We start from the raw sequence: 19,606 nt of genomic DNA on the forward strand, positions 1-19,606 counted from the left end.
CATTTCTTGCGTTGAGGAAACTTTGATGCGCCCTTTTCTGTTGCTCTTTCTGCTGTTTCCAGTGCTGGAGCTGTTCGTATTCGTCAAAGTGGCAGGCTCAATCGGGTTTTTCCCGGCCCTGCTGCTGATCATTCTCGGCTCGATGTTCGGTGTTTTTGTGCTGCGCGTCGCCGGTCTGGCCACCGCCCTGCGTGCCCGTGAAAGCCTGAACCGCGGCGAACTGCCCGCGCAAACCATGCTTGAGGGCCTGATGCTGGCGTTGGCCGGCGGCCTGTTGATCCTGCCGGGCTTCATCAGCGATGTGGTCGGTCTGGTCATGCTGCTGCCATTCAGCCGCCGGTTGCTGGCGAACAAAATGCGTCAGCGCGCCGAAGAACAGGCCATGCGTCAGCGTGCGTTCGCCGACGACCTGCAGCCCCGTGGCGGTCCTGCACCGCGTCAGCCTCTGGGCCGCGAGGGTGATGTGATCGAAGGCGAGTTCGAACACCGCGACAGCAAGTAACTGCGTTAGCCACACGGCACCTTCGGGTGCCGTGTTCATTTATGGGCCTCCAGAGTGAAAAATTTTCTGGGCTCGCCCTTGTAATAAGCTTATGCGCCCTTATGTATCGGTCACCGAAAGGTTTCTGGCATTTGAGCCAGTCAGTCTTCCGCGGTTCGTTCGACGAACCGCAACCGGCGCAGGCCGGATTTGTTAAACCCGCCGGGACTACACCGGCCGATGAAAACCACAATTAGGAGAGATCGACAATGAAGCTTCGTCCTCTGCATGACCGCGTCGTAATCCGTCGCAGCGAAGAAGAAAAGAAAACCGCTGGCGGTATCGTCCTGCCAGGTTCGGCTGCTGAAAAAGCCAACCACGGTGTGATTCTCGCTGTAGGCCCGGGCAAAGCTCTGGAAAACGGCGAAGTGCGCGCACTGTCCGTTAAAGAAGGCGACAAGGTTGTGTTCGGTCCTTACTCCGGCAGCAACACAGTGAAAGTCGACGGCGAAGACCTGCTGGTAATGAGCGAGAACGAAATCCTCGCTGTTATCGAAGGCTGATACCCCCGTTCATTTTCCCGCTACTACAAAGTATTTAAGGAATATCGATCATGGCTGCTAAAGAAGTTCTGTTTGGCGATTCCGCCCGTAAAAAAATGCTCAAGGGCGTCAACGTCCTGGCTGACGCAGTAAAAGCGACCCTGGGCCCGAAAGGCCGTAACGTGATCATCGAGAAGAGCTTCGGCGCTCCGACCATCACCAAGGACGGCGTTTCCGTCGCCAAAGAAATCGAACTCGAAGATCGCTTCGAAAACATGGGCGCGCAGCTGGTCAAAGACGTTGCCTCCCGTGCCAACGATGACGCTGGTGACGGTACTACCACCGCTACCGTTCTGGCTCAGTCGATCGTCAACGAAGGCCTGAAAGCCGTCGCTGCCGGCATGAACCCGATGGACCTGAAGCGTGGTATCGACAAAGCGACCATCGCGATCGTCAAAGAGCTGAAGAACCTGTCCAAGCCATGCGCTGACACCAAGGCAATCGCTCAGGTCGGCACCATCTCGGCCAACTCCGACAGCTCCATCGGCGACATCATTGCCGAAGCCATGGAAAAAGTCGGTAAAGAAGGCGTGATCACCGTTGAAGAAGGCACTGGCCTGGAAAACGAACTGTCGGTTGTTGAAGGCATGCAGTTCGACCGTGGTTACCTGTCCCCGTACTTCGTCAACAAGCCAGAGACCATGGTTGCCGAGTTGGACAGCCCGCTGATCCTGCTGGTCGACAAAAAGATCTCGAACATCCGCGAAATGCTGCCAGTGCTGGAAGCCGTTGCCAAAGCCGGCCGTCCACTGCTGATCGTTTCCGAAGACGTTGAAGGCGAAGCCCTGGCGACTCTGGTTGTGAACAACATGCGTGGCATCGTTAAAGTCGCCGCCGTCAAGGCGCCAGGCTTCGGCGACCGTCGCAAGGCCATGCTGCAGGACATCGCTGTTCTGACCGGCGGTACCGTTATCTCCGAAGAGATCGGCCTGAGCCTGGAAGCCGCTACCCTGGAAAACCTCGGTAGCGCCAAGCGTGTGACCATCTCCAAGGAAAACACCATCATCGTTGACGGTGCTGGCGTAGAAGCTGATATCCAGGCGCGTATCACTCAGATCCGTGCCCAGGCAGCTGAAACTTCCTCGGACTACGACCGTGAAAAACTGCAAGAGCGTCTGGCCAAGCTGTCCGGCGGCGTTGCAGTGATCAAGGTTGGCGCTGGTTCCGAAGTTGAAATGAAAGAGAAGAAAGCCCGCGTTGAAGACGCCCTGCACGCAACCCGTGCAGCCGTTGAAGAAGGCGTGGTACCTGGCGGTGGCGTTGCGCTGATCCGTGCTCTGCAAACCCTGAACGACCTGAAAGGCGACAACGCTGATCAGGACGTCGGTATCGCTGTTCTGCGCCGCGCTGTTGAAGCGCCGCTGCGTCAGATCGCTGCCAACAGCGGCGACGAGCCAAGCGTTGTGGTCAACGAAGTCAAGAACGGCAAAGGTAACTTCGGTTACAACGCTGCGACTGGCGAATACGGCGACATGATCGAAATGGGCATCCTGGACCCAACCAAGGTGACTCGTTCCGCTCTGCAAGCGGCATCGTCGATCGGCGGTCTGATCCTGACCACCGAAGCGGCAGTCGCTGACGCGCCGAAGAAAGACGGCGGCGCTGGCGGCGGCATGCCAGACATGGGCGGTATGGGTGGCATGGGCGGCATGATGTAAGCCAGCCTTGCCCCTGTAACGCAAAACCCCGCTGGCGAAAGTCAGCGGGGTTTTTTATTGCCCAAATATAAGCGTCACCCCAAACCCCTGTGGGAGCGAGCCTGCTCGCGAAGGCGTCGGATCACCCAACATTAATGTTGAATGACACAGCGCATTCGCGAGCAGGCTCGCTCCCACAGTTTTGATGTGTGTTTCAGGCGCTGACGGGGTGTGCTTTGGCGACGACTTCAGCCTTCACCACCGGGCGATACAGCACCCAGTAATACGACCCCAGACAAATCAGCCAGCAGAAAATCGCCGTCCACACGTTGTGCGAGAAAAAGTGCGCACCCTGCATCATCCGGCTGATCGAAAACACCGAACCCAATGCAAAGGCAAAGATAAACGCCTGACGAGCCAGACGCGGACGGCGATCACGCAGGACAAAGAACAACGCAAACAAGGTGAACCCCGTTGCCGCATGCCCCCCGGGCCAGCAGCGACCGGGCTTGTTGGTTTCTGGGCGATGTTCCATCAGTTTGCTGTAGGTTTCATGTCCACCGAATTGCTCCAGGCTCCAAGGGCACTGCACAGCCGTCACGGCTTTCATCGGGGTGACGAATGAGGTCGCCAGGCCCAGCGACAGCACCAGGCAGCCCAGTTCACGCTTGAATGGCTTCAGTCTTGCGATAAAAAATGAGCCGATAAAGCCCAGTACCGCAAACACCGAGAAGCCGATCACCACCTGTTTGGCGCGATCGTGCAGGATGTCTTCAAGGAAAAAACTGTGGCGGCCAATGAAGTCGCCGGCCACCGGGTCATAGAACAACCGCGCCAGCACCATGTCCAGATCAGTCATTTCCAGCAGGACCAGCGTGAGCGCTGCAACGACGGGAATGCCCAGATACAGCCATAGATTCATCGGGCGAGGAGTGGGGCGTACAACAGTTGATGACATGTTGGTTCCTGAATAAAAGAAAACGCCCCGGGGCATCAGCCCGGGGCGCTTCGATTAACGTTCGCTGACTTGTGGAGCACCCTCCTTGGGTGCTTTCCAGGCAAGCAGCTGTTGCTTGAAGCCATAACTGGCGGTTTGGTAATAAGTGATCGCGCGGGTGATCAGTGGATCATCACTGGTCGCTCGGGATTCGCGGCTCTCGGTCAGCGCATCGTCATGCCGACGCAAGCCCTGACGCGGGCTGAGGATCGCCAGATCCTTGCCGTCGAACAGGCCCAGATGCTGGTAGTTGCCGACCACCACACGTGGTGGCAGCGGGTTATCCTGCAACAGGTTGCGACCGAAGAACGTCGATTGGTAATCCATGTTCAACAGGCCCAGCAGCGTCGGCGCAAGATCGATCTGGCTGGCCAGTTGGCCACTTTCACGCGGCTCGACCAGTTTCGGCGCATAGATAAACAGTGGGATTTGATAGTTGGTGATCGGCAAGTCTTCTTTACCGGCGCTACCGGCCGTGTGGTCGGCGACGAAGATGAAGATCGTGTTGTCGAACCACGGTTTCTGCCGCGCCTGCTCAAGGAACTGGCCAATCGCGTAGTCGGTGTATTTCACCGCGCCATCACGACCGTTACCGGATTTGATGTCGATCCGGTCGTCCGGATAGGTGTAGGGGCGATGGTTGGAGGTGGTCATCAACTGCAACAGAAACGGTTGCTGCTTGGCATAGTCGGCATCGGCCAGTTTCAGGGTCTGTTTGTACAGGTCCTCGTCGGCCATGCCCCAAGCGTTCTTGAAATGAATCTCGGCTTCGTCAACGCTGCTCTGATCGACCACGCGGTAACCATTGCCACTGAAAAACGCGTTCATGTTGTCGAAGTAGCCGCGCCCGCCATAGACAAACACGCTGTCGTAGCCCACCGCGCTGAGTTGCTGACCGAGGCTGGCGAAACCGCTTTCACGACCGATGCGTTTGACGATCGAACGGCCCGGGGTCGGTGGAATGGCCAGGGTGATGGCTTCCAGGCCGCGGTCGGTACGGGTACCGGTGGCGTAGAAGTTGTTGAAGTACAAGCTCTGTTTGCGCAAGGCATCCAGATTCGGTGTCAGGTTACGCTCGTCGCCATTGCTGCCCAGGTACTTGGCGCTGAGGCTTTCGATGGTTACCAGCACGATGTTCGGTTTGCGTGGGGTGCCGGGGTTGTCGATCATCCGGCGGATGTCCTGCGGGTCCTTGCCGATGAACTGCGCGTTGGGTTCATTCAGTTCGGCACGAATCTGCTGGGCGACTTTTTCCGGCGCCAGGCTGCCGTAAAACTGCGTGTAGTCCAGTTCGTTGTTCCGGAACGCGGCGAAGAACTGATATGGGCCATTGCTTGCCAGTTCGTTCTGATAGGCGTTGCCGCCCTGCGCACGCGGCGCATCCTGGCTGAGCAGTTGCAGGCTCAGGCCGGCGACCACCAGCAACGCCAATGCATTGAGCAGACGTCCACGTAACGGCGGCAGCGGAGCGTCCAGCGCAGAGTTGAACGGCTTGCGCAGGGCAAAACTGATAGCAATGGCCAGCAGCGCCAGAATGCTCAACAGCGTACCGATCGGATACGACTCCAGCACGTTGTTCAGCACTTCGTCGGAATACACCAGATAGTCGACGGCGATGAAGTTGAAGCGCACACCGAACTCGTCCCAGAACAGCCACTCGGCCACCGAGACGAACAGCATGGCGAACAGGCTGACGCTCAACAGCCCTTGCAGAAACCAGCGATGGCCACGGCGACGCCACAGCGCTGGCGGGCAGAGCAGCAGGTACAGGCCCATCGGCAGCGCGGCATAGGCGAGGAAACCCAGGTCATACAACAGACCGATGCCGAAGACGGAAAGCGCAATGCCGCCGGCCTCATCAAGGTGAGTCAGCAGCAGGACGGTTCGGGTCAGGAAGAACAGCACCAGCCAGACGCCAGTGACCAACAGCAGAAGGCGCATGGGCGCCGTCTTGAAAAAGTCCATTGTCTACATTCCTTATATCTAATGGCGCGAGAGTCTCGCGTTGTCACTGTAGTCAGGTTGTGAACCAATAGTGAAAAACTCGTTAAGCTTTGAATTTGCCTGAGAGAGTTGATTTACGAGGCTTTCAGCCCTAGCCCTGAGCTGGCGATGGCCTTAAGCTGCGCGAGCCATGACGGCCGTTACTGTGTACGGAGGAGTGCCCATGCGAATTCTATTGGTTGAAGACAACCGCGATATCCTCGCCAATCTGGCCGATTACCTGGGGCTCAAAGGCTATACCGTCGATTGCGCCCAGGACGGTCTGTCAGGCCTGCATCTGGCCGCCACCGAGCATTACGACCTGATCGTGCTCGACATCATGCTGCCCGGCATCGATGGCTACACCCTGTGCAAACGCCTGCGTGAAGACGCCCGTCGTGACACGCCGGTGATCATGCTCACTGCCCGCGATCAACTCGACGACCGCTTGCAGGGCTTCAAGTCCGGGGCTGACGATTATCTGGTCAAACCGTTCGCCCTGTCGGAACTTGCCGCGCGCGTCGAAGCGGTGATGCGGCGTACCCAGGGTGGCGGACGCCGGGCGTTGCAGGTCGGAGATCTGAGCTATGACCTCGATACACTGGAAGTGACCCGTGAAGGCAAGTTTCTCAAGCTCAACCCGGTCGGCCTGAAGTTGCTGGCGGTGTTGATGCAGAAGAGCCCGCATGTCTTGCGTCGGGAAATTCTTGAAGAGGCGCTGTGGGGTGATGATTGCCCGGACAGCGACAGCCTGCGCAGCCACGTGCACCAATTGCGTCAGGTGATTGACAAACCGTTCGCCAAACCACTGCTGCACACCGTGCATGGCGTCGGTTATCGCTTGGCCGAGGGCCGCGATGGAGTTTAAGCAAAGCCTTTCCCAGCGGATCATCATCGCTTTTGCGCTGATGAGCGCACTGGTGGCCGGCGCGTTTGCCATGGGCATTGTTGCGACCGTGCACCTTGTGGAAGAGAAGTTGATTTCGGCCGGGCTGGGCGGCGACCTGCAGCGCCTTTTGCTCATGGACAATGTTTCGGACTGGAGCCACCGCCCGGAACCGGACCAATTGTTCTATTTCAGCGGCGGGCCGGGTGATTTCGAGCTGCCCAAGGACTTGCGTCACCTCGATGCGGGTTTCCATGAAGTGTTCCGCGAGCAACTGTCGTATCACGCGATGGTCGAGATCGTTGACGGTCGGCGTTATGTGCTGCTGCAGGATCAAAGCGATTTCGAAGAGCGCGAGCGGGTGCTGTTTGCCGTGGTGCTGGTGGGCTTCGTGCTCAGCCTGGCCCTGGCGGTATTCCTCGGTTGGGTACTCGCACGCAAGGTGATGGCGCCGGTGGTGCGCCTGGCCCGACAAGTGCGCCATCGCGACCAGTTACTCGGACTGGCACCGCCGCTGGCGCCGGATTATGCGGCAGACGAAGTCGGCGAACTGGCGGTGGCGTTCGATGCCACGCTGGGACGTCTGCGTCAGGCGCTGACCCGTGAAAGATTGTTCACCAGCGACGTCAGTCACGAGTTGCGCACGCCATTGATGGTGCTGGCCAGCTCCTGCGAGCTGCTGATGGAAAACCCGGCCATCGATCAGCGCGGGCGTAATCAGGTCGAGCGCATTGCGCGAGCCAGTGAGGAAATGCGCGAACTGGTGCAGACCTTCCTGATGCTCGCCCGCTCCCAGCGCGAAGATGCCGGCTCGGCGCCGCAACAGAATCTCGCTCAAGTTGCGGACAGCCTGTTGTGCGTGTGGCGTGAGCCGATCGAAAGCAAAGGGTTGACCTTGCAGTTCGAACCGGGGAGTCCGCCGCACACGTGCTACAACGCGACCTTGCTGACCGCGGTGATGGGCAATCTGTTGCGCAACGCTTGCCACTACACCGAGAAGGGCTTTATTCGCCTGACGCTCAACGGCAGCGGTTTCGTGGTGGAGGACTCCGGTGTCGGCATTCCGGAAGAAAAACGCGAAGCCATGTTCGAGCCTTTCGTACGTGGCAGCGAAAAGCGTGGCGAAGGTCTGGGACTGGGATTGTCGCTGGTGCAGCGGATCTGCGAGAACCAGGGCTGGACCGTCAGTTTGAGCACGATGGAGCCCAATGGCTGCCGCTTCGAAGTGGATCTGGGCAAAATCTGACGCAGGGGGTGGCGCAAGGCTACTCCCTCTAACCTGTCTGAATCCTGTATAACGCTGTAATAATTTGTCTGTTTACCGGACATTTTTTTCACAAACGGATGACCTGACGCTGACACGCCGCTCCTTAAGGTGGTGACATCAGCAATTCAGGAGTCCAGGTGATGGCCGGTCCGATCAAACTCGATTTTTCCGAGAAGTACGACGATCAACATGCGCAGAAATATCTGCGCAAGCACAAAGAAAGCCTTGGACGTCGTCTCTCCCACTGGCGTGACGAACAGATGGCCCGCAAGGCGCTGGCGTCGGTGGGTGAGCCGGGACTGGTGCTGGATCTGCCTTGCGGTGCCGGGCGTTTCTGGCCCTTGCTGGGCGAAAAGGCTAACCGGGTGATTATCGGCGCGGACAATTCCGAGTCGATGATCAAGACGGCTATGCAGTCGCAACCGGCCGATGTGGTGAAACGGGTACAACCCTTGCACACATCTGCCTTCGAGATTGCCTTGCCTGACAACGCCGTCGACAGCATTTTCTGCATGCGTCTGCTCCACCACATCGGTGAAGCCGAGCATCGCCGGGCGATTCTGCGCGAATTCGAGCGCGTTACCCGGGACAGTGTGATCGTTTCGCTGTGGGTTGATGGCAATTTCAAAGCCTGGAAACGCCAGCGAGCCGAGCGCAACCGTGACAAACGCGAGTATCAGAATCGCTTTGTGTTACCGGCCGCTACGGTGGAAAAGGAATTCGAGGAAGCAGGTTTTCGGATTCAGGAACAACTGGACTTTATTCCGTTCTACGCCATGTGGCGGGTTTACGTATTACGCAAGAGGTAACAGGATGGCAGTGCAATTGGCAGCAGAAACGGATGTCGCTCCGCAAGATCGCTTTGACTTTTACTGGAACCAGCGTGGCGAGTGGGTGGAAGAACCCAACGTTCGACGCGGTGGCGAAAGTGGCGTGCAAAGGGTCGTGGGGCGCGATGGTCAACTGCTGTATGCCAAGCGCCAGACCGGTCATATCTATCGCAGTTGGTTGCACCCTTTTGGCCGTCCCACTGTTCTGCGTGAGCTCGATGCGCTGACCGGCGTGAGCAAGCTCGGTGTGCGCGTGCCAGAAATCGTTTTTTGCGGCGCCCAGCCTGATCCGCAGCACAAATGGCGCGCGCTGCTGGTGACCAAGTCCCTGGACGGTTTCCAGGAACTGGAACATTGGCTGGCGGCTGCCGGCGGTCGCGATCAGTGTGGCGATGGGGTTTACGAGCGTGTGCTCAAGGACCTTGCCGAGAACCTGGCGCGCATGCACAAGGGCCGTTGGCAGCACAGCTGCATTTACATCAAACACGTGTTTGTGCGGGTGACGGGCGAGGGCGAGTCGGCCAAGGTCGAGGTTGCCTTGATCGATCTGGAGAAGTGCCGCCAGCGTCTGACCGCCTATCGCGCCGCTTCCCACGACATGAAGCAATTGCGCCGCCATTCGTCGTTCCGCGACGCGGACTGGAAAAAACTCGTCTACTTTTATGAGACGGCGTTTGGCAGCGCTATCAAAGGTTTATAGCGATGAAACTAGAAATTGCACGAGGTTTGTTTTTGGTTGGAGCCTTGGCAGTTGCGTCATTGGCGGTGGCTGCCTGGGAGCAGCCCCGCATGCAGGTGGTTGGCGCGTCCGTAGACGACGCCCACTGCGCAGTCCCACGGGTGGCGAAAGCCTCCGTGGCGACCAAACCCGATCATGATTTGTTGCTGTTCATGTTCGGACTTTCTCAAGGGATGAGGCCGCAGAGTTGAACCGATTGAAGCCCACATAAAAGGCCTCGCAGATGCGAGGCCTTTTTTTATGCCCGAGACGACACAGATCCCTTGTAGGAGCGAGCCTGCTCGCGATAGCGGTGTGTCAGTCAGTATTTAAGGCGACTGATCCACCGCTATCGCGAGCAGGCTCACTCCTACAGGGGGTTATGCGGTTGGCTTGGGCTCGGGTTTCGCCAGCAGGGTGTAAACACACGGCAGCACAAACAGCGTAAACAACGTGCCGATCGACATCCCCGTGGCAATCACCATACCGATATCAAAGCGACTGACCGCCCCCGCACCCGTGGCGAGAATCAACGGCACCATGCCAAACACCATCGCCGCCGTGGTCATCAGCACCGGCCGCAAGCGAATCGCCGCCGCTTCCTCAACGGCTTCACGCGCCGTCAGGCCTTTGTCCTTGCGCAACTGGTTGGCGAACTCGACGATCAGAATCCCGTGTTTACTGATCAGACCGATCAGCGTCACCAGCCCGACCTGGGTGTAGATGTTCATGCTCGACCAGCCGAGGAACAGCGGAATCAGCGCCCCGCAGATCGACAACGGCACCGTCACCAGAATCACCAGCGGATCGCGGAAACTCTCGAACTGCGCCGCCAGCACCAGAAAAATGATCGCCAGGGCCAGGGCAAACGTCACCCACAACGCGCTGCCTTCCTGCACAAACTGGCGTGAGGCGCCGCCATAGTCGAAGGCAAACCCGGCCGGCGCTTCTTCGCGGGCAATCTGCAAGACCGTGTCGATGGCTTCGCCCATGCTGACCAACGGGAAACCGGAAATCTTCGCCGCGTTGAGCTGCTGGAACTGGTTGAGCTGGCGCGGTCGGGCGCGGTCGCTGACCTTGATCAGCGTCGACAGCGGCAGCAGCTCACCCTGGGTGTTCTTCACATAGTAATTGTTCAGCCAGTCCGGGTTGTCGCGGTACGGCCGTTCGACCTGAGCAATCACCTTGTAGCTGCGCCCTTCGATGGTGAACCGGTTGATTTCCGCCTCGCCCAGCAGCGTCGCCAGCGTGCCACCGAGATCCAGCATCGACACGCCCATCTGCGCCGCTTTGGCGCGGTCGATATCGACCACGACTTCGGGCTTGTCGAACGCCAGATCAAGGTCGACGAAGGCGAACTTGCCGGATTCCATCGCGCGTTTCTTGATCCGGTCGGCGACTTGCAACAACAGCTCATAATCGTTGGCGGTGTTGACCACAAACTCGAACGGCAAGCCTTCACCGGTGCCGGGCAAGGAGGGCAGGTTGAAACCGAAGATCTGCAGACCCGGGATGGCGCCCAGTTTGCCTTGCACTTCGGGGAGGATCTGCATCTGCGTGCGGCTGCGTTCGTTCCACGGCTTGAGCAGGAAACCGCCGATGCCCGCCTGCACGCCGTTGTAGCCGTTGATCTGGAACGAGGAGTAGTACTCCGGGAATTCCTTGAAGATCTTGATGAATTCGTCGGTGTAGGTGCTCAGGTAATCAAGGTTGGTCGGCTGCGGTGCGTTGGCCATCATGAAAATGATGCCCTGGTCTTCGTCCGGGGCCAGTTCCGATTTGGTGAACTTGAGGAACACCGGGATCAGACACAGCACGATCACCGCGAACACCAGCACTACCGGCCGTGTGTTCAGCGTGCCGTGCAGCATGCTCTGATAGCGGCGCTTGAGACCTTCGAAAATACGGTCGAGCCGATGCGCCAGGCCACTTGGGTTTTCCTCGTGACGCAGCAAAAATGCGCACATCATCGGCGACAGGGTCAGGGCGACGATCCCGGAAATCACCACTGCGCCGGCCAGGGTCAGGGCAAACTCCTTGAACAGCGCCCCGGTCAGCCCGGTGAGGAAACCGATCGGCGCATACACCGCCGCCAGGGTGATGGTCATCGAGACCACCGGCATGGCGATTTCTCGCGCGCCTTCCAGCGCCGCATCAAACGGCGTCTTGCCTTCCTCGATGTGCCGGTGAATGTTCTCCACCACGACAATCGCATCGTCGACGACCAGACCGATGGCCAGCACCATCGCCAGCAGCGTCAGCAGGTTCATCGAGTAGCCCATCATCTGCATGAAAAACATCACGCCGATCATCGACAGCGGAATGGTCACCACCGGGATCACCACCGAACGCAATGCGCCGAGGAACAGGAACACCACGACGATGACGATCAGTACCGCTTCGAACAGGGTTTTCACCACTTCATCGATCGAGGCCTGAATAAACAGCGTGGCGTCGTAAGCGATCTCGCTTTTCAGGTTCGGCGGCAGCTGCGCTTCCAGCTCGGGCATCAGCTTGCGCACTTCCTTGATCACGTCCAGCGGGTTGGCGCCGGGTGTCGCCTTGATGCCGATGTACACCGACGGCGTGCCGCCGAACGAGCTGATCGAGTCGTAGTTTTCCGCACCCATTTCCACCCGCGCGACATCGCTGAGCAGCACGCGGCTGTCGCCACTGACCTTGAGCGGAATCGCCGCAAATCCCTCGGCCGATTTCAGTTCGGTGTTGGCGTTGATGCTGGTGACCACGTACTGGCCTTTCACTTCGCCGGCGGCGGAAAGGAAGTTGTACTGGCGCACGGCGTTGGTCACATCGGCGGCGCTGAGGCCGAAACCGGCGAGCTTCACCGGGTCGAGCCACAGGCGCATGGCGAACACCTGATTGCCGAGGATTTCCGCTTCGGCCATGCCCGGCAGGGTTGCCAGTTTTGGCTGGATCACCCGTGACAGGTAATCGGTGATCTGCGGGTTGCTCAGATCCTTGCTGAAGAAGCTGATGTACATCAGCGCCGAGGCATCGGCGGACTCCTTGCTCAGCACCGGGTCTTCAGCGTCCTGCGGCAACTTGTTTTTGACTTCGTTGGCCTTGGCCAGCAATTCGGTGAACAAACGGTCGGTGTTCGAACCGATGCGCGCGTAGATCGAGATCACCGAGAAGTTCTGCCGGCTGACCGAGGTCATGTAGTCGATGCCTTCGGCGCTGGCCAGACTTTGCTGCATCGGCTGGGTGATGTAGCCCTGAATGGTTTCGGCGTTGGCCCCGGGGTAAGCGGTGGTCACCGTGATCAGGGCGTTTTCCATTTGCGGGTATTGGCGCAGCGGCAACTTGCTCCAGGCCTGAAAGCCGAGCAACACAATCAACAGGCTGACCACGGTGGCGAGCACCGGGCGGCGGATGAACGGATCAGTAAAAGCCATGGGGATTCCTTGATCAGTCGGCGCGCGGCGGACTGTTCTGCTCGCCGAGGGTCTTGTCGTCGCTGATGGCGATGTGGGCACCGTTGTCCAGTTTGATCTGGCCGGCCGTCACCACTTGTTCGCCGCTCTGCACGCCCTTGTTGATCATCACCAGGCCATCGCGGCGTTCACCGGTTTCGATGAAGCGGCGTTCGGCGATCAGCACCGGTTGGCCCTTGTCATCCTTTTCGACGCTGCCGTCCTCGGCTTTCTTCTGCCCGACCACGTAGATCGAGTTGCCGTAGAGGGTGTAGGTGATCGCGCTTTCCGGTACCACGACGTGTTTTTGCGGATCGGGCAGCAGCACTTCAAGGCTGGTAAACATGCCCGGCAACAATTTGCCGTCAGGGTTGGCCAGCGTGGCGCGGATCAGAATATTGCGCGTGGTGCTTTCAACGATCGGGTTGATTGCGCTGATCTTGCCGGCGAAGTTTTGCCCGGGATACGCGGCGACCGCGATTTGCACCGGTTGGCCGATGGCCAGTTTCGGGATCGATTGTTCGGGCAGGTAGAAGTCGGCGTAGAGGCTGCTCAAATCCTGCAGGGTCGCGATTTTGGTGCCGCTGGCGAGGTAGTCGCCAATGTCGACCTGGCGGATGCCGATGGTGCCGCTGAACGGCGCGAGAATGCGCTTTTTCGCCAGCGCTGCGTTGAGCTGATTGACCGTGGCTCGCTCCTTTTGCAGAACCGCCGAGAGCCGGTCGTATTCACCTTTGGAAATGGCGCGACTGTCGATCAGTTGGCTGCCACGGCCGAAGTCCAGCTGCGCCAGACCCAGATCAGCCTTGGCGGTCTCCAACAGGGCGGTTTCGACGCCACTGTCGAGTTGCAGCAGCGGTTGCCCGGCCTTGACCTTCTGTCCGGATTCGAACTTGAGCTCGGTGACGGTGCCGGCCACTTCCAGGCTCAGCTCGACACCTTGCAGCGCCTTGAGCGTGCCGACGGTCGGCAGACGCAGCTGCCACGGCTGTTCGCTGGCGTTGGCCACGGCGACGCTGATCGGCGGTTTCGGCTTGGAAAAGCCCTGGATCATCGTGTAGATCGAAAAGGCTTTGTACCCGCCCAGCACCAGGACGATCAGCAAAACAACACCCAACATGATCAGCATGCGGCGACGCAGCATATTTTCCAGTTCCTTGGATAAATCAGGTGAGACAGGCGGGCACATTACTCCGAGTGCAGGGGGGATTCCAACTGGCAGTTATTACAGGGGGGGCGCAAAAAGATCGCAGCCTTCGGCAGCTCCTACAGAGGAGTGTATTCCAATGTAGGAGTTGCCGAAGGCTGCGATCTTTTAAGGCTGTTTCAGGCCATCAGATGCAGATGGTTGTCCCAGAGCCCCGCCGGCAATTCCAGCGGCTTGGCCAACAACTCATCCTGACGGCAATCGTAGTACCGGCAACGTCCTTGCCCGGAGGTCACGACAAAACCGTCCTTCACCGCACCGACACCGGCGCAATCGGGCAACGGCGCATCGAGGCGTACTTCGCCACTGTCCAGATCCCAGATAAAGAAACGGTTGCCGCGCGGCGCTGTCAGGGCGACCAGACGCAAATCACTGTGCACGGCAACACTGGCGGTGTAATGCCCCATCGACTGCAACTGATGATCCGGCACCGGGAACGCCACGAACGGCTGCCCCGGACGCTTGATCGCCAACAGTTCCGAGCGCTCATGCGAGGCGCCCATGAATTGCTGACCGGCAACGATGGTGCCGTCGCTGGCGATGCCCAGATGGCGCACGCTGTTCATCTGCTGGGCGAGGGTTTCCTTGCTCAGCAAAGTGCCGTCACGTTGCATCAAGACCAGACTTGGCTCCATGGCGTTGAGGTTCATGTCGACGCGGCTTTCCGCCTCGGTACGAATCCCGCCATTGGCCACGACCAGCGTCTCGCCGTCGGGCATCCACGACACCTGATGCGGGCCGAGGCCGTGGGTGGAAATCTCACCGCTGTGCACCAGTCGTTCGCCTTCGAACTTGTACACACCGAGCAAACCACGGCCAGGATCGGTGGTGTCGTTCTCGGTGGCGTACAGGTATTCGCCGTCCTTGTGCACCACGGCATGCCCGTAGAAATGCCGGTTCGGCTGCGAGGTCACGGTCTGCAGCAACTTACCGTCACGCAGGTCGATCAGGTAACTCTCGGTACCCGGACGACGGGCGACGAACAACGCGATCGGCTGCGTAGGGTGGTTGATGATGTCGTGGCAACGCTGGCCGACTTCGGTGGCGAACACCCGCGTGCCATCCAGCCGATAGCCGACGGCGTAATGCTTGCCGTCAGTGTCGTCGCGCGCCGACAGCAACAGCGGGCTCTGATCCTTGCGTTTGAACAGCGTCCAGCCGCCCAGCGTCACTGCTCCCAGCAGTGCACTACCTAAAGTCAGAACCTGACGTCGCAGCATGGCCGTTGCCCTCATCAGTCACCGTCGTTGGCGTTGAAGCCCAGTTGGATGCCCAGCGCCTTGGCCAGTTCGCCTTCGTGCAGGCGATGGACGACGTTGAGGCTGTCGTAGATGTCGTTGAGTTGCTGACGACCAGCGTCGTCTTCAAGCATTTCGCCGAGCGAACGCTGGGTGCTGTCGAACAGCTTCAGCGACGCGGCGTAAGCGGCATCGATCTTGTCGGCCAAAGGCTTTTGCTCAGATGGCAACAGACCGCGCAGACCTTTGTTGTCGACGCCTTCCCAGACGGTTTTGGCCGCTGCGAGGCTGGCTTCAAGTGCAGTCAGCGAAGACTGGCTGCGCCATGCATCGGCCTGGAACGGCTGTGGCACGCCCTTGCTCTGGCGGCCCATTGGCGTGCCGAGTTTTTTCTTCAGGGTGTCCAGCGCGGTGACTTGCACACGCAGCAGATCAGCGATCGCTTCGTGGGAGTCGGCATAACGCTGGTTAGGGAACTTGGTCATCTGCGCGAGCATGCCGTCGGTGTTGTTCCAGTTCTGCAGAATCTCTTCGGCCAGTTGCTTCTGACGCTCGCCGATGGCGATCAGCAGTGGGCAGTACTTGGCTTTCTGCTCGGCGTTGGCCACATCAGGCTTGGCGTCGAAGAGGATGTATTCGTAGGCCGACAGACCCTGAACGACAACGCTGGATTTGGCCAGTGCAGCGGCATCGATCTGCGGTTGCGCGACAACCAGTTGCTCGACCTGACGACCAACGAGGTTCTTCTTGTCCGGCCAGAACTGCACCTGCCACGAACGGTTACCCTCGGCCAATGGACCGATCAGCAGCGGTTGTAGCTCGGCCCAGGCTTTCTGTGCGTGGAGGAAGTCGGCGCGGGCGGTTTCCAGGGTTTCTTTGCCCTGGCAGTAGGCGAGGGCGCTAACCGCCAGTTGCTTGTCGGCCTCGACCCAGCGGGTGTAGGTCGGCAGGATCACCGATTTGGCGATGGCCGCCGAGGTGACCGCTTGTGGATCCTGCGGCGAGCAGGCGCCGAGGGCGAGCGCGGCAAGGCTGGTGAACAGTAGCTTGGGACGGAACATGTCGGGCTCCCGATTCTTTTATCAGTGTTTAAAGTGAGTTCAAAAACGCCAGCAGCGCGGCACGCTGCTCGGCATTGAAAGACAAAACCTGTTGCTGCGCGGCTTGCGCTTCGCCGCCGTGCCAGAGCACCGCTTCGAGCAGATTGCGCGCGCGACCGTCATGCAAAAACTGGGTGTGGCCGCTGACCGCTTGCGTCAGGCCAATCCCCCACAACGGCGGCGTGCGCCAGTCGCGGCCGGAGGCCTGGAATTCCGTGCGGTGGTCGGCCAGACCGTCGCCCATGTCATGCAGCAGCAGATCGCTGTACGGGCGAATCACTTGATTGGCCAGTTCAGGCTCGGCCGCGTTGGCGGCGGTGGTGTATTTCGGCGTGTGGCAGGCATCGCAGCCAGCCTGGAAAAACAGGTTCTTGCCGGCCAGCACTTCTGCATCGTTGATGCCACGGCGTGCCGGCACAGCGAGGTTGCGGCTGTAGAACAGCACCAGACGCAGGATGTTATCGCTGACTTCCGGCTCGCCATCCGGGCCATTACCGTTTGGCGCTTGTTTGCAGGCGGTTTGCGCGTCGGTGCAATCATCAAAGGGTCTCAAACTCGTCGTAAGACCCATATCACCCGAAAACGCGTGAACATTCTGTTGATTGAGGTTCGGTTGCCCGGCTTTCCAGCCAAATCTGCCCATGGCGGTTTTCTGCAAGGCGTCATCCCAGACCTGATTGGGGCGGCCATTGATACCGTTTTTGTCTTTTGCCTGTGCGGCGGCGTTGGCGAGGATGGCTTCTTCGGGGATCGCTTCGAGCAGGCCCAGGCCAATCATCGGCGGCGCGACGCGGGCGGAAAAACGCGTGTCCGGGTGCATCGGGCCGTAGCCCAGCTGGGTGATCTGCAACACCGGTTTGCGCAGTTCGACTTCGGTGCCGTCTTTGAAACGCACGGGCACGGGTGTGTAATCGACGCGCACCTTGCCTTCCGGGGCGACCCCGGGCACGGCCATGTCCTGGAACTGGCCGCCGTAGACCGGCTCCGGCACTACGCCGACTTGCTCAATGAGCTTGGCGAATTGCGGCGCATCAGGGATCGACAGGCGCACCAGCATCGATACCGCGTTGGCGGCATCCGGCGTTGGCGGATGGCCGCGACCGTCCTTGATGTGGCAGTTCTGGCAGGCGTTGGTATTGAACAGCGGGCCGAGACCATCGCGCGCAGTGGTGGTCGACGGTGCGATCACCCATGGGCTGCGGAAGAAACTGTTGCCGACACTGAAATCCACCCGCCGCGACGGCGGCAGGTTGGCCGAGGGCAGAGAGAACGCATTCTGATCGGTCTTGCGCACGGTCGCTGCACCGCCCGAACGGGCTTCACCGGGCTCGGCCTTGGTGAAACGCGGGGCGTCATCGCAGGCACTCAGGCCCAGGGCCAGCAACAGTGCGGACAAGCGAAGAGGCAGCGAGGGCATCAGACATCCTGCGGACGGGCAAAAATAAAGGCGCAAAGTCTAACAGGGCCGGGATGATTGAATAAGAGGAATTATCGTTTGCTTGATACAGCGCAAATCTGAAGAGCAATGCAAAACCCCTGTAGGAGTGAGCCTGCTCGCGATAGCGGTGCATCAGACACTAATTCGTCAACTGACACTCCGCTATCGCGAGCAGGCTCACTCCTACAAAGGGCCGTGTACGGCAGACATGAAAAAGGCGACCCGAAGGTCGCCTCTTTTGACGCAGACGCGGTTGATCAGAACTCGTGATCAGCGTTGTCCGGGTTCAGGTCACTGATGCCCAGTTTGCCGGCAGCGGCTTCGATCGAACCGGTCTGCTTGACCAGCGAGGCGATGGCGTCGCGAACGATCTGGTTGCCAGCGGTGTTGCCCGCTGCGATCAACTGGTCGTAGTGCTCACCCTTGTTGGCGTGATCGACCATGACCTGGATCTTCGCTTCAGTGGCAGCCAGATCGGCTTTCAGTGCAGTGTCGGCAGCCGGGTCAGCCTTGGCCACCAGCGACGACAGGCTGGCGCCGGTCATTTTGCTGCCGTCAACACGGGTGTACTCACCTAGGTAGACGTTACGAATGCCTTTGGCATCGTAGAAGTGCGAGTTGTGCGTGTTGTCGCTGAAGCAGTCCTGCTCGTCTTCAGGGGAGTTGGCTTCCAGGGAAACCTTCATGCGCTCGCCGGCCAGTTCGCCCAACGACAGGCTGCCCATGCCGAAGAGCATTTTGCGCAGACCGGTTTCGCCCGGCTCGGCTTCCAGAGTGGCGCGGTAGTTGTCAGCCACGTTCGGCTTCCAGTTGCCGACCATTTCTTCGAGGTCGCTGACCAGCAGTTGGGTCACCGACTTCAGGTAGGCACGGCGACGATCGTTGTGACCGCCAGTGGCGCCGGCGCCTTCCAGGTAGTCGGAGGCCGGACGGTTGCCAGCGCCAGGGCCGGTGCCGTTCAGATCCTGGCCCCAGAGCAGGAATTCGATCGCGTGGTAGCCGGTGGCGACGTTGGCTTCGGAACCGCCCAGCTCGTTGAGGCTGGCGAGTTTTTCCGCAGTGATGTCCTTGACGTCGACCTTGTCTTCGCCGACCTGAACTTCGGTGTTGGCGATGATGTTGGCGGTGGCGCCCGGGTTACCCAGTGCGTGCTCGTAGGATTTGTCGACGTAGTCGATCAGACCCTCGTCCAGCGGCCAGGCGTTAACCTGACCTTCCCAATCGTCGATGATGGTGTTGCCGAAGCGGAAAACTTCACTTTGCAGGTACGGAACGCGCGCGGCGACCCAGGCAGCCTTGGCGGCTTTCAGGGTGTCGGCGTTCGGCTTGGCGAGGAAAGCGTCGACGGCGGTCTGCAGGGTTTTCGCGGTGGATTCGGCATCGCTGTAGACGGCGAAGACCATGTCGGCGTAGTGCGCGACCACAGCCTTGGCGGCGGCTTCGTCGACTTTACCGGCAGCGGCAGGCGCAGCCGCAGGTGCGGTGGTGCTGGCGGCTGGCGTCGGTGCGGCCGGAGCGGCGGCCTTGTCTTTGCCTTCGCCGCAACCGGCGAGGGAAATAGCGATGGCCAGCAGACTGGCGGTAGCCAGAGGCATACGAATCATGGCGAACATCCTGCTTCGATAGTTGAGTGGACTCGCGCTGGGGGTGCGCAAAACTGCGACATAATGCAAATCTTTCGCATTATGTGTAAAGGGTTGTGGCTGGAAATATTTCTTATTTACGTCGGTGTGATGGCACAGATCAAAAGATCGCAGCCTCGTTGCACTCGACAGCTCCTACAGGGGA

Annotated in this window: 16 protein-coding genes and 1 pseudogene; 9 read left to right on the forward strand and 8 right to left on the reverse strand. The window is 59.5% G+C overall.

Translation table 11 applies throughout. The features are described from left to right. Positions 1-25 precede the first annotated feature (25 nt). The 4 genes and pseudogenes from KBP52_RS24715 to KBP52_RS30600 all read left to right on the forward strand — a co-directional run. Complete coding sequence (locus tag KBP52_RS24715; protein ID WP_077574356.1) at positions 26-502, forward strand: FxsA family protein; 477 nt, start codon at positions 26-28, stop codon at positions 500-502. Between the two features lie 248 nt (positions 503-750). After that, complete coding sequence (locus KBP52_RS24720; protein WP_007916610.1) at positions 751-1,044, forward strand: co-chaperone GroES; 294 nt, start codon at positions 751-753, stop codon at positions 1,042-1,044. A 50-nt stretch (positions 1,045-1,094) separates the two neighbouring features. Further along, a complete protein-coding gene (groL, locus tag KBP52_RS24725; protein ID WP_016986670.1) occupies positions 1,095-2,741 on the forward strand; it encodes a chaperonin GroEL in 1,647 nt (548 codons plus the stop codon). A gap of 89 nt (positions 2,742-2,830) precedes the next feature. Continuing rightward, a pseudogene (locus KBP52_RS30600) lies at positions 2,831-2,920 on the forward strand (metal ABC transporter ATP-binding protein); the annotation flags it as partial. 14 nt (positions 2,921-2,934) lie between these two features. Here KBP52_RS30600 and KBP52_RS24730 read toward each other — a convergent pair. After that, a complete protein-coding gene (locus KBP52_RS24730; protein ID WP_212621159.1) occupies positions 2,935-3,678 on the reverse strand; it encodes a phosphatase PAP2 family protein in 744 nt (247 codons plus the stop codon). A 54-nt stretch (positions 3,679-3,732) separates the two neighbouring features. Continuing rightward, the gene (locus KBP52_RS24735; protein WP_212621160.1) at positions 3,733-5,682 is read right to left on the reverse strand and encodes an LTA synthase family protein; all 1,950 of its coding nucleotides are present in this window, start codon (positions 5,680-5,682) and stop codon (positions 3,733-3,735) included. A 202-nt stretch (positions 5,683-5,884) separates the two neighbouring features. Here KBP52_RS24735 and colR point away from each other — a divergent pair, with 202 nt between their 5' ends. The 5 genes from colR (at position 5,885) to KBP52_RS24760 (ending at position 9,613) form a co-directional block, all read left to right on the forward strand. Then, the gene (gene colR, locus KBP52_RS24740; RefSeq protein WP_016986673.1) at positions 5,885-6,568 is read left to right on the forward strand and encodes a two-component system response regulator ColR; all 684 of its coding nucleotides are present in this window, start codon (positions 5,885-5,887) and stop codon (positions 6,566-6,568) included. Continuing rightward, complete coding sequence (locus KBP52_RS24745) at positions 6,558-7,832, forward strand: HAMP domain-containing sensor histidine kinase (RefSeq protein WP_016986674.1); 1,275 nt, start codon at positions 6,558-6,560, stop codon at positions 7,830-7,832. The genes colR and KBP52_RS24745 overlap by 11 nt, the downstream gene beginning before the upstream one ends. Positions 7,833-7,993: 161 nt before the next feature. Further along, positions 7,994-8,662: a class I SAM-dependent methyltransferase gene (locus KBP52_RS24750; protein WP_212621161.1), complete on the forward strand. Its 669-nt coding sequence runs from the start codon at positions 7,994-7,996 to the stop codon at positions 8,660-8,662. A gap of 4 nt (positions 8,663-8,666) precedes the next feature. Continuing rightward, the gene (locus tag KBP52_RS24755) at positions 8,667-9,383 is read left to right on the forward strand and encodes a lipopolysaccharide kinase InaA family protein (protein ID WP_077574352.1); all 717 of its coding nucleotides are present in this window, start codon (positions 8,667-8,669) and stop codon (positions 9,381-9,383) included. A 2-nt stretch (positions 9,384-9,385) separates the two neighbouring features. After that, positions 9,386-9,613: a hypothetical protein gene (locus tag KBP52_RS24760; protein ID WP_034153490.1), complete on the forward strand. Its 228-nt coding sequence runs from the start codon at positions 9,386-9,388 to the stop codon at positions 9,611-9,613. Between the two features lie 168 nt (positions 9,614-9,781). Here the strand turns inward: KBP52_RS24760 and KBP52_RS24765 are convergent, their stop codons facing one another. From KBP52_RS24765 to KBP52_RS24790, 6 genes are all read right to left on the reverse strand, one after another. Then, a complete protein-coding gene (locus KBP52_RS24765) occupies positions 9,782-12,817 on the reverse strand; it encodes a multidrug efflux RND transporter permease subunit (RefSeq protein ID WP_212621162.1) in 3,036 nt (1,011 codons plus the stop codon). A gap of 13 nt (positions 12,818-12,830) precedes the next feature. Beyond that, positions 12,831-13,979, reverse strand: coding sequence for an efflux RND transporter periplasmic adaptor subunit (locus KBP52_RS24770; protein WP_212621163.1), 1,149 nt, complete (start codon positions 13,977-13,979; stop codon positions 12,831-12,833). Between the two features lie 182 nt (positions 13,980-14,161). Continuing rightward, positions 14,162-15,262, reverse strand: coding sequence for a DUF1513 domain-containing protein (locus KBP52_RS24775; protein ID WP_212621164.1), 1,101 nt, complete (start codon positions 15,260-15,262; stop codon positions 14,162-14,164). A gap of 14 nt (positions 15,263-15,276) precedes the next feature. Next, on the reverse strand, positions 15,277-16,341 hold the full coding sequence (locus KBP52_RS24780; RefSeq protein ID WP_212621165.1) for an imelysin family protein: 1,065 nt from the start codon (positions 16,339-16,341) through the stop codon (positions 15,277-15,279). 28 nt (positions 16,342-16,369) lie between these two features. Continuing rightward, positions 16,370-17,797: a di-heme oxidoredictase family protein gene (locus KBP52_RS24785; protein WP_212621166.1), complete on the reverse strand. Its 1,428-nt coding sequence runs from the start codon at positions 17,795-17,797 to the stop codon at positions 16,370-16,372. 278 nt (positions 17,798-18,075) lie between these two features. Beyond that, positions 18,076-19,422, reverse strand: coding sequence for an imelysin family protein (locus KBP52_RS24790; RefSeq protein WP_123593718.1), 1,347 nt, complete (start codon positions 19,420-19,422; stop codon positions 18,076-18,078). Positions 19,423-19,606 lie beyond the last annotated feature (184 nt).

The organism is Pseudomonas sp. SCA2728.1_7 (assembly GCF_018138145.1).
Classification (GTDB): Bacteria; Pseudomonadota; Gammaproteobacteria; order Pseudomonadales; family Pseudomonadaceae; genus Aquipseudomonas; species Aquipseudomonas koreensis_A.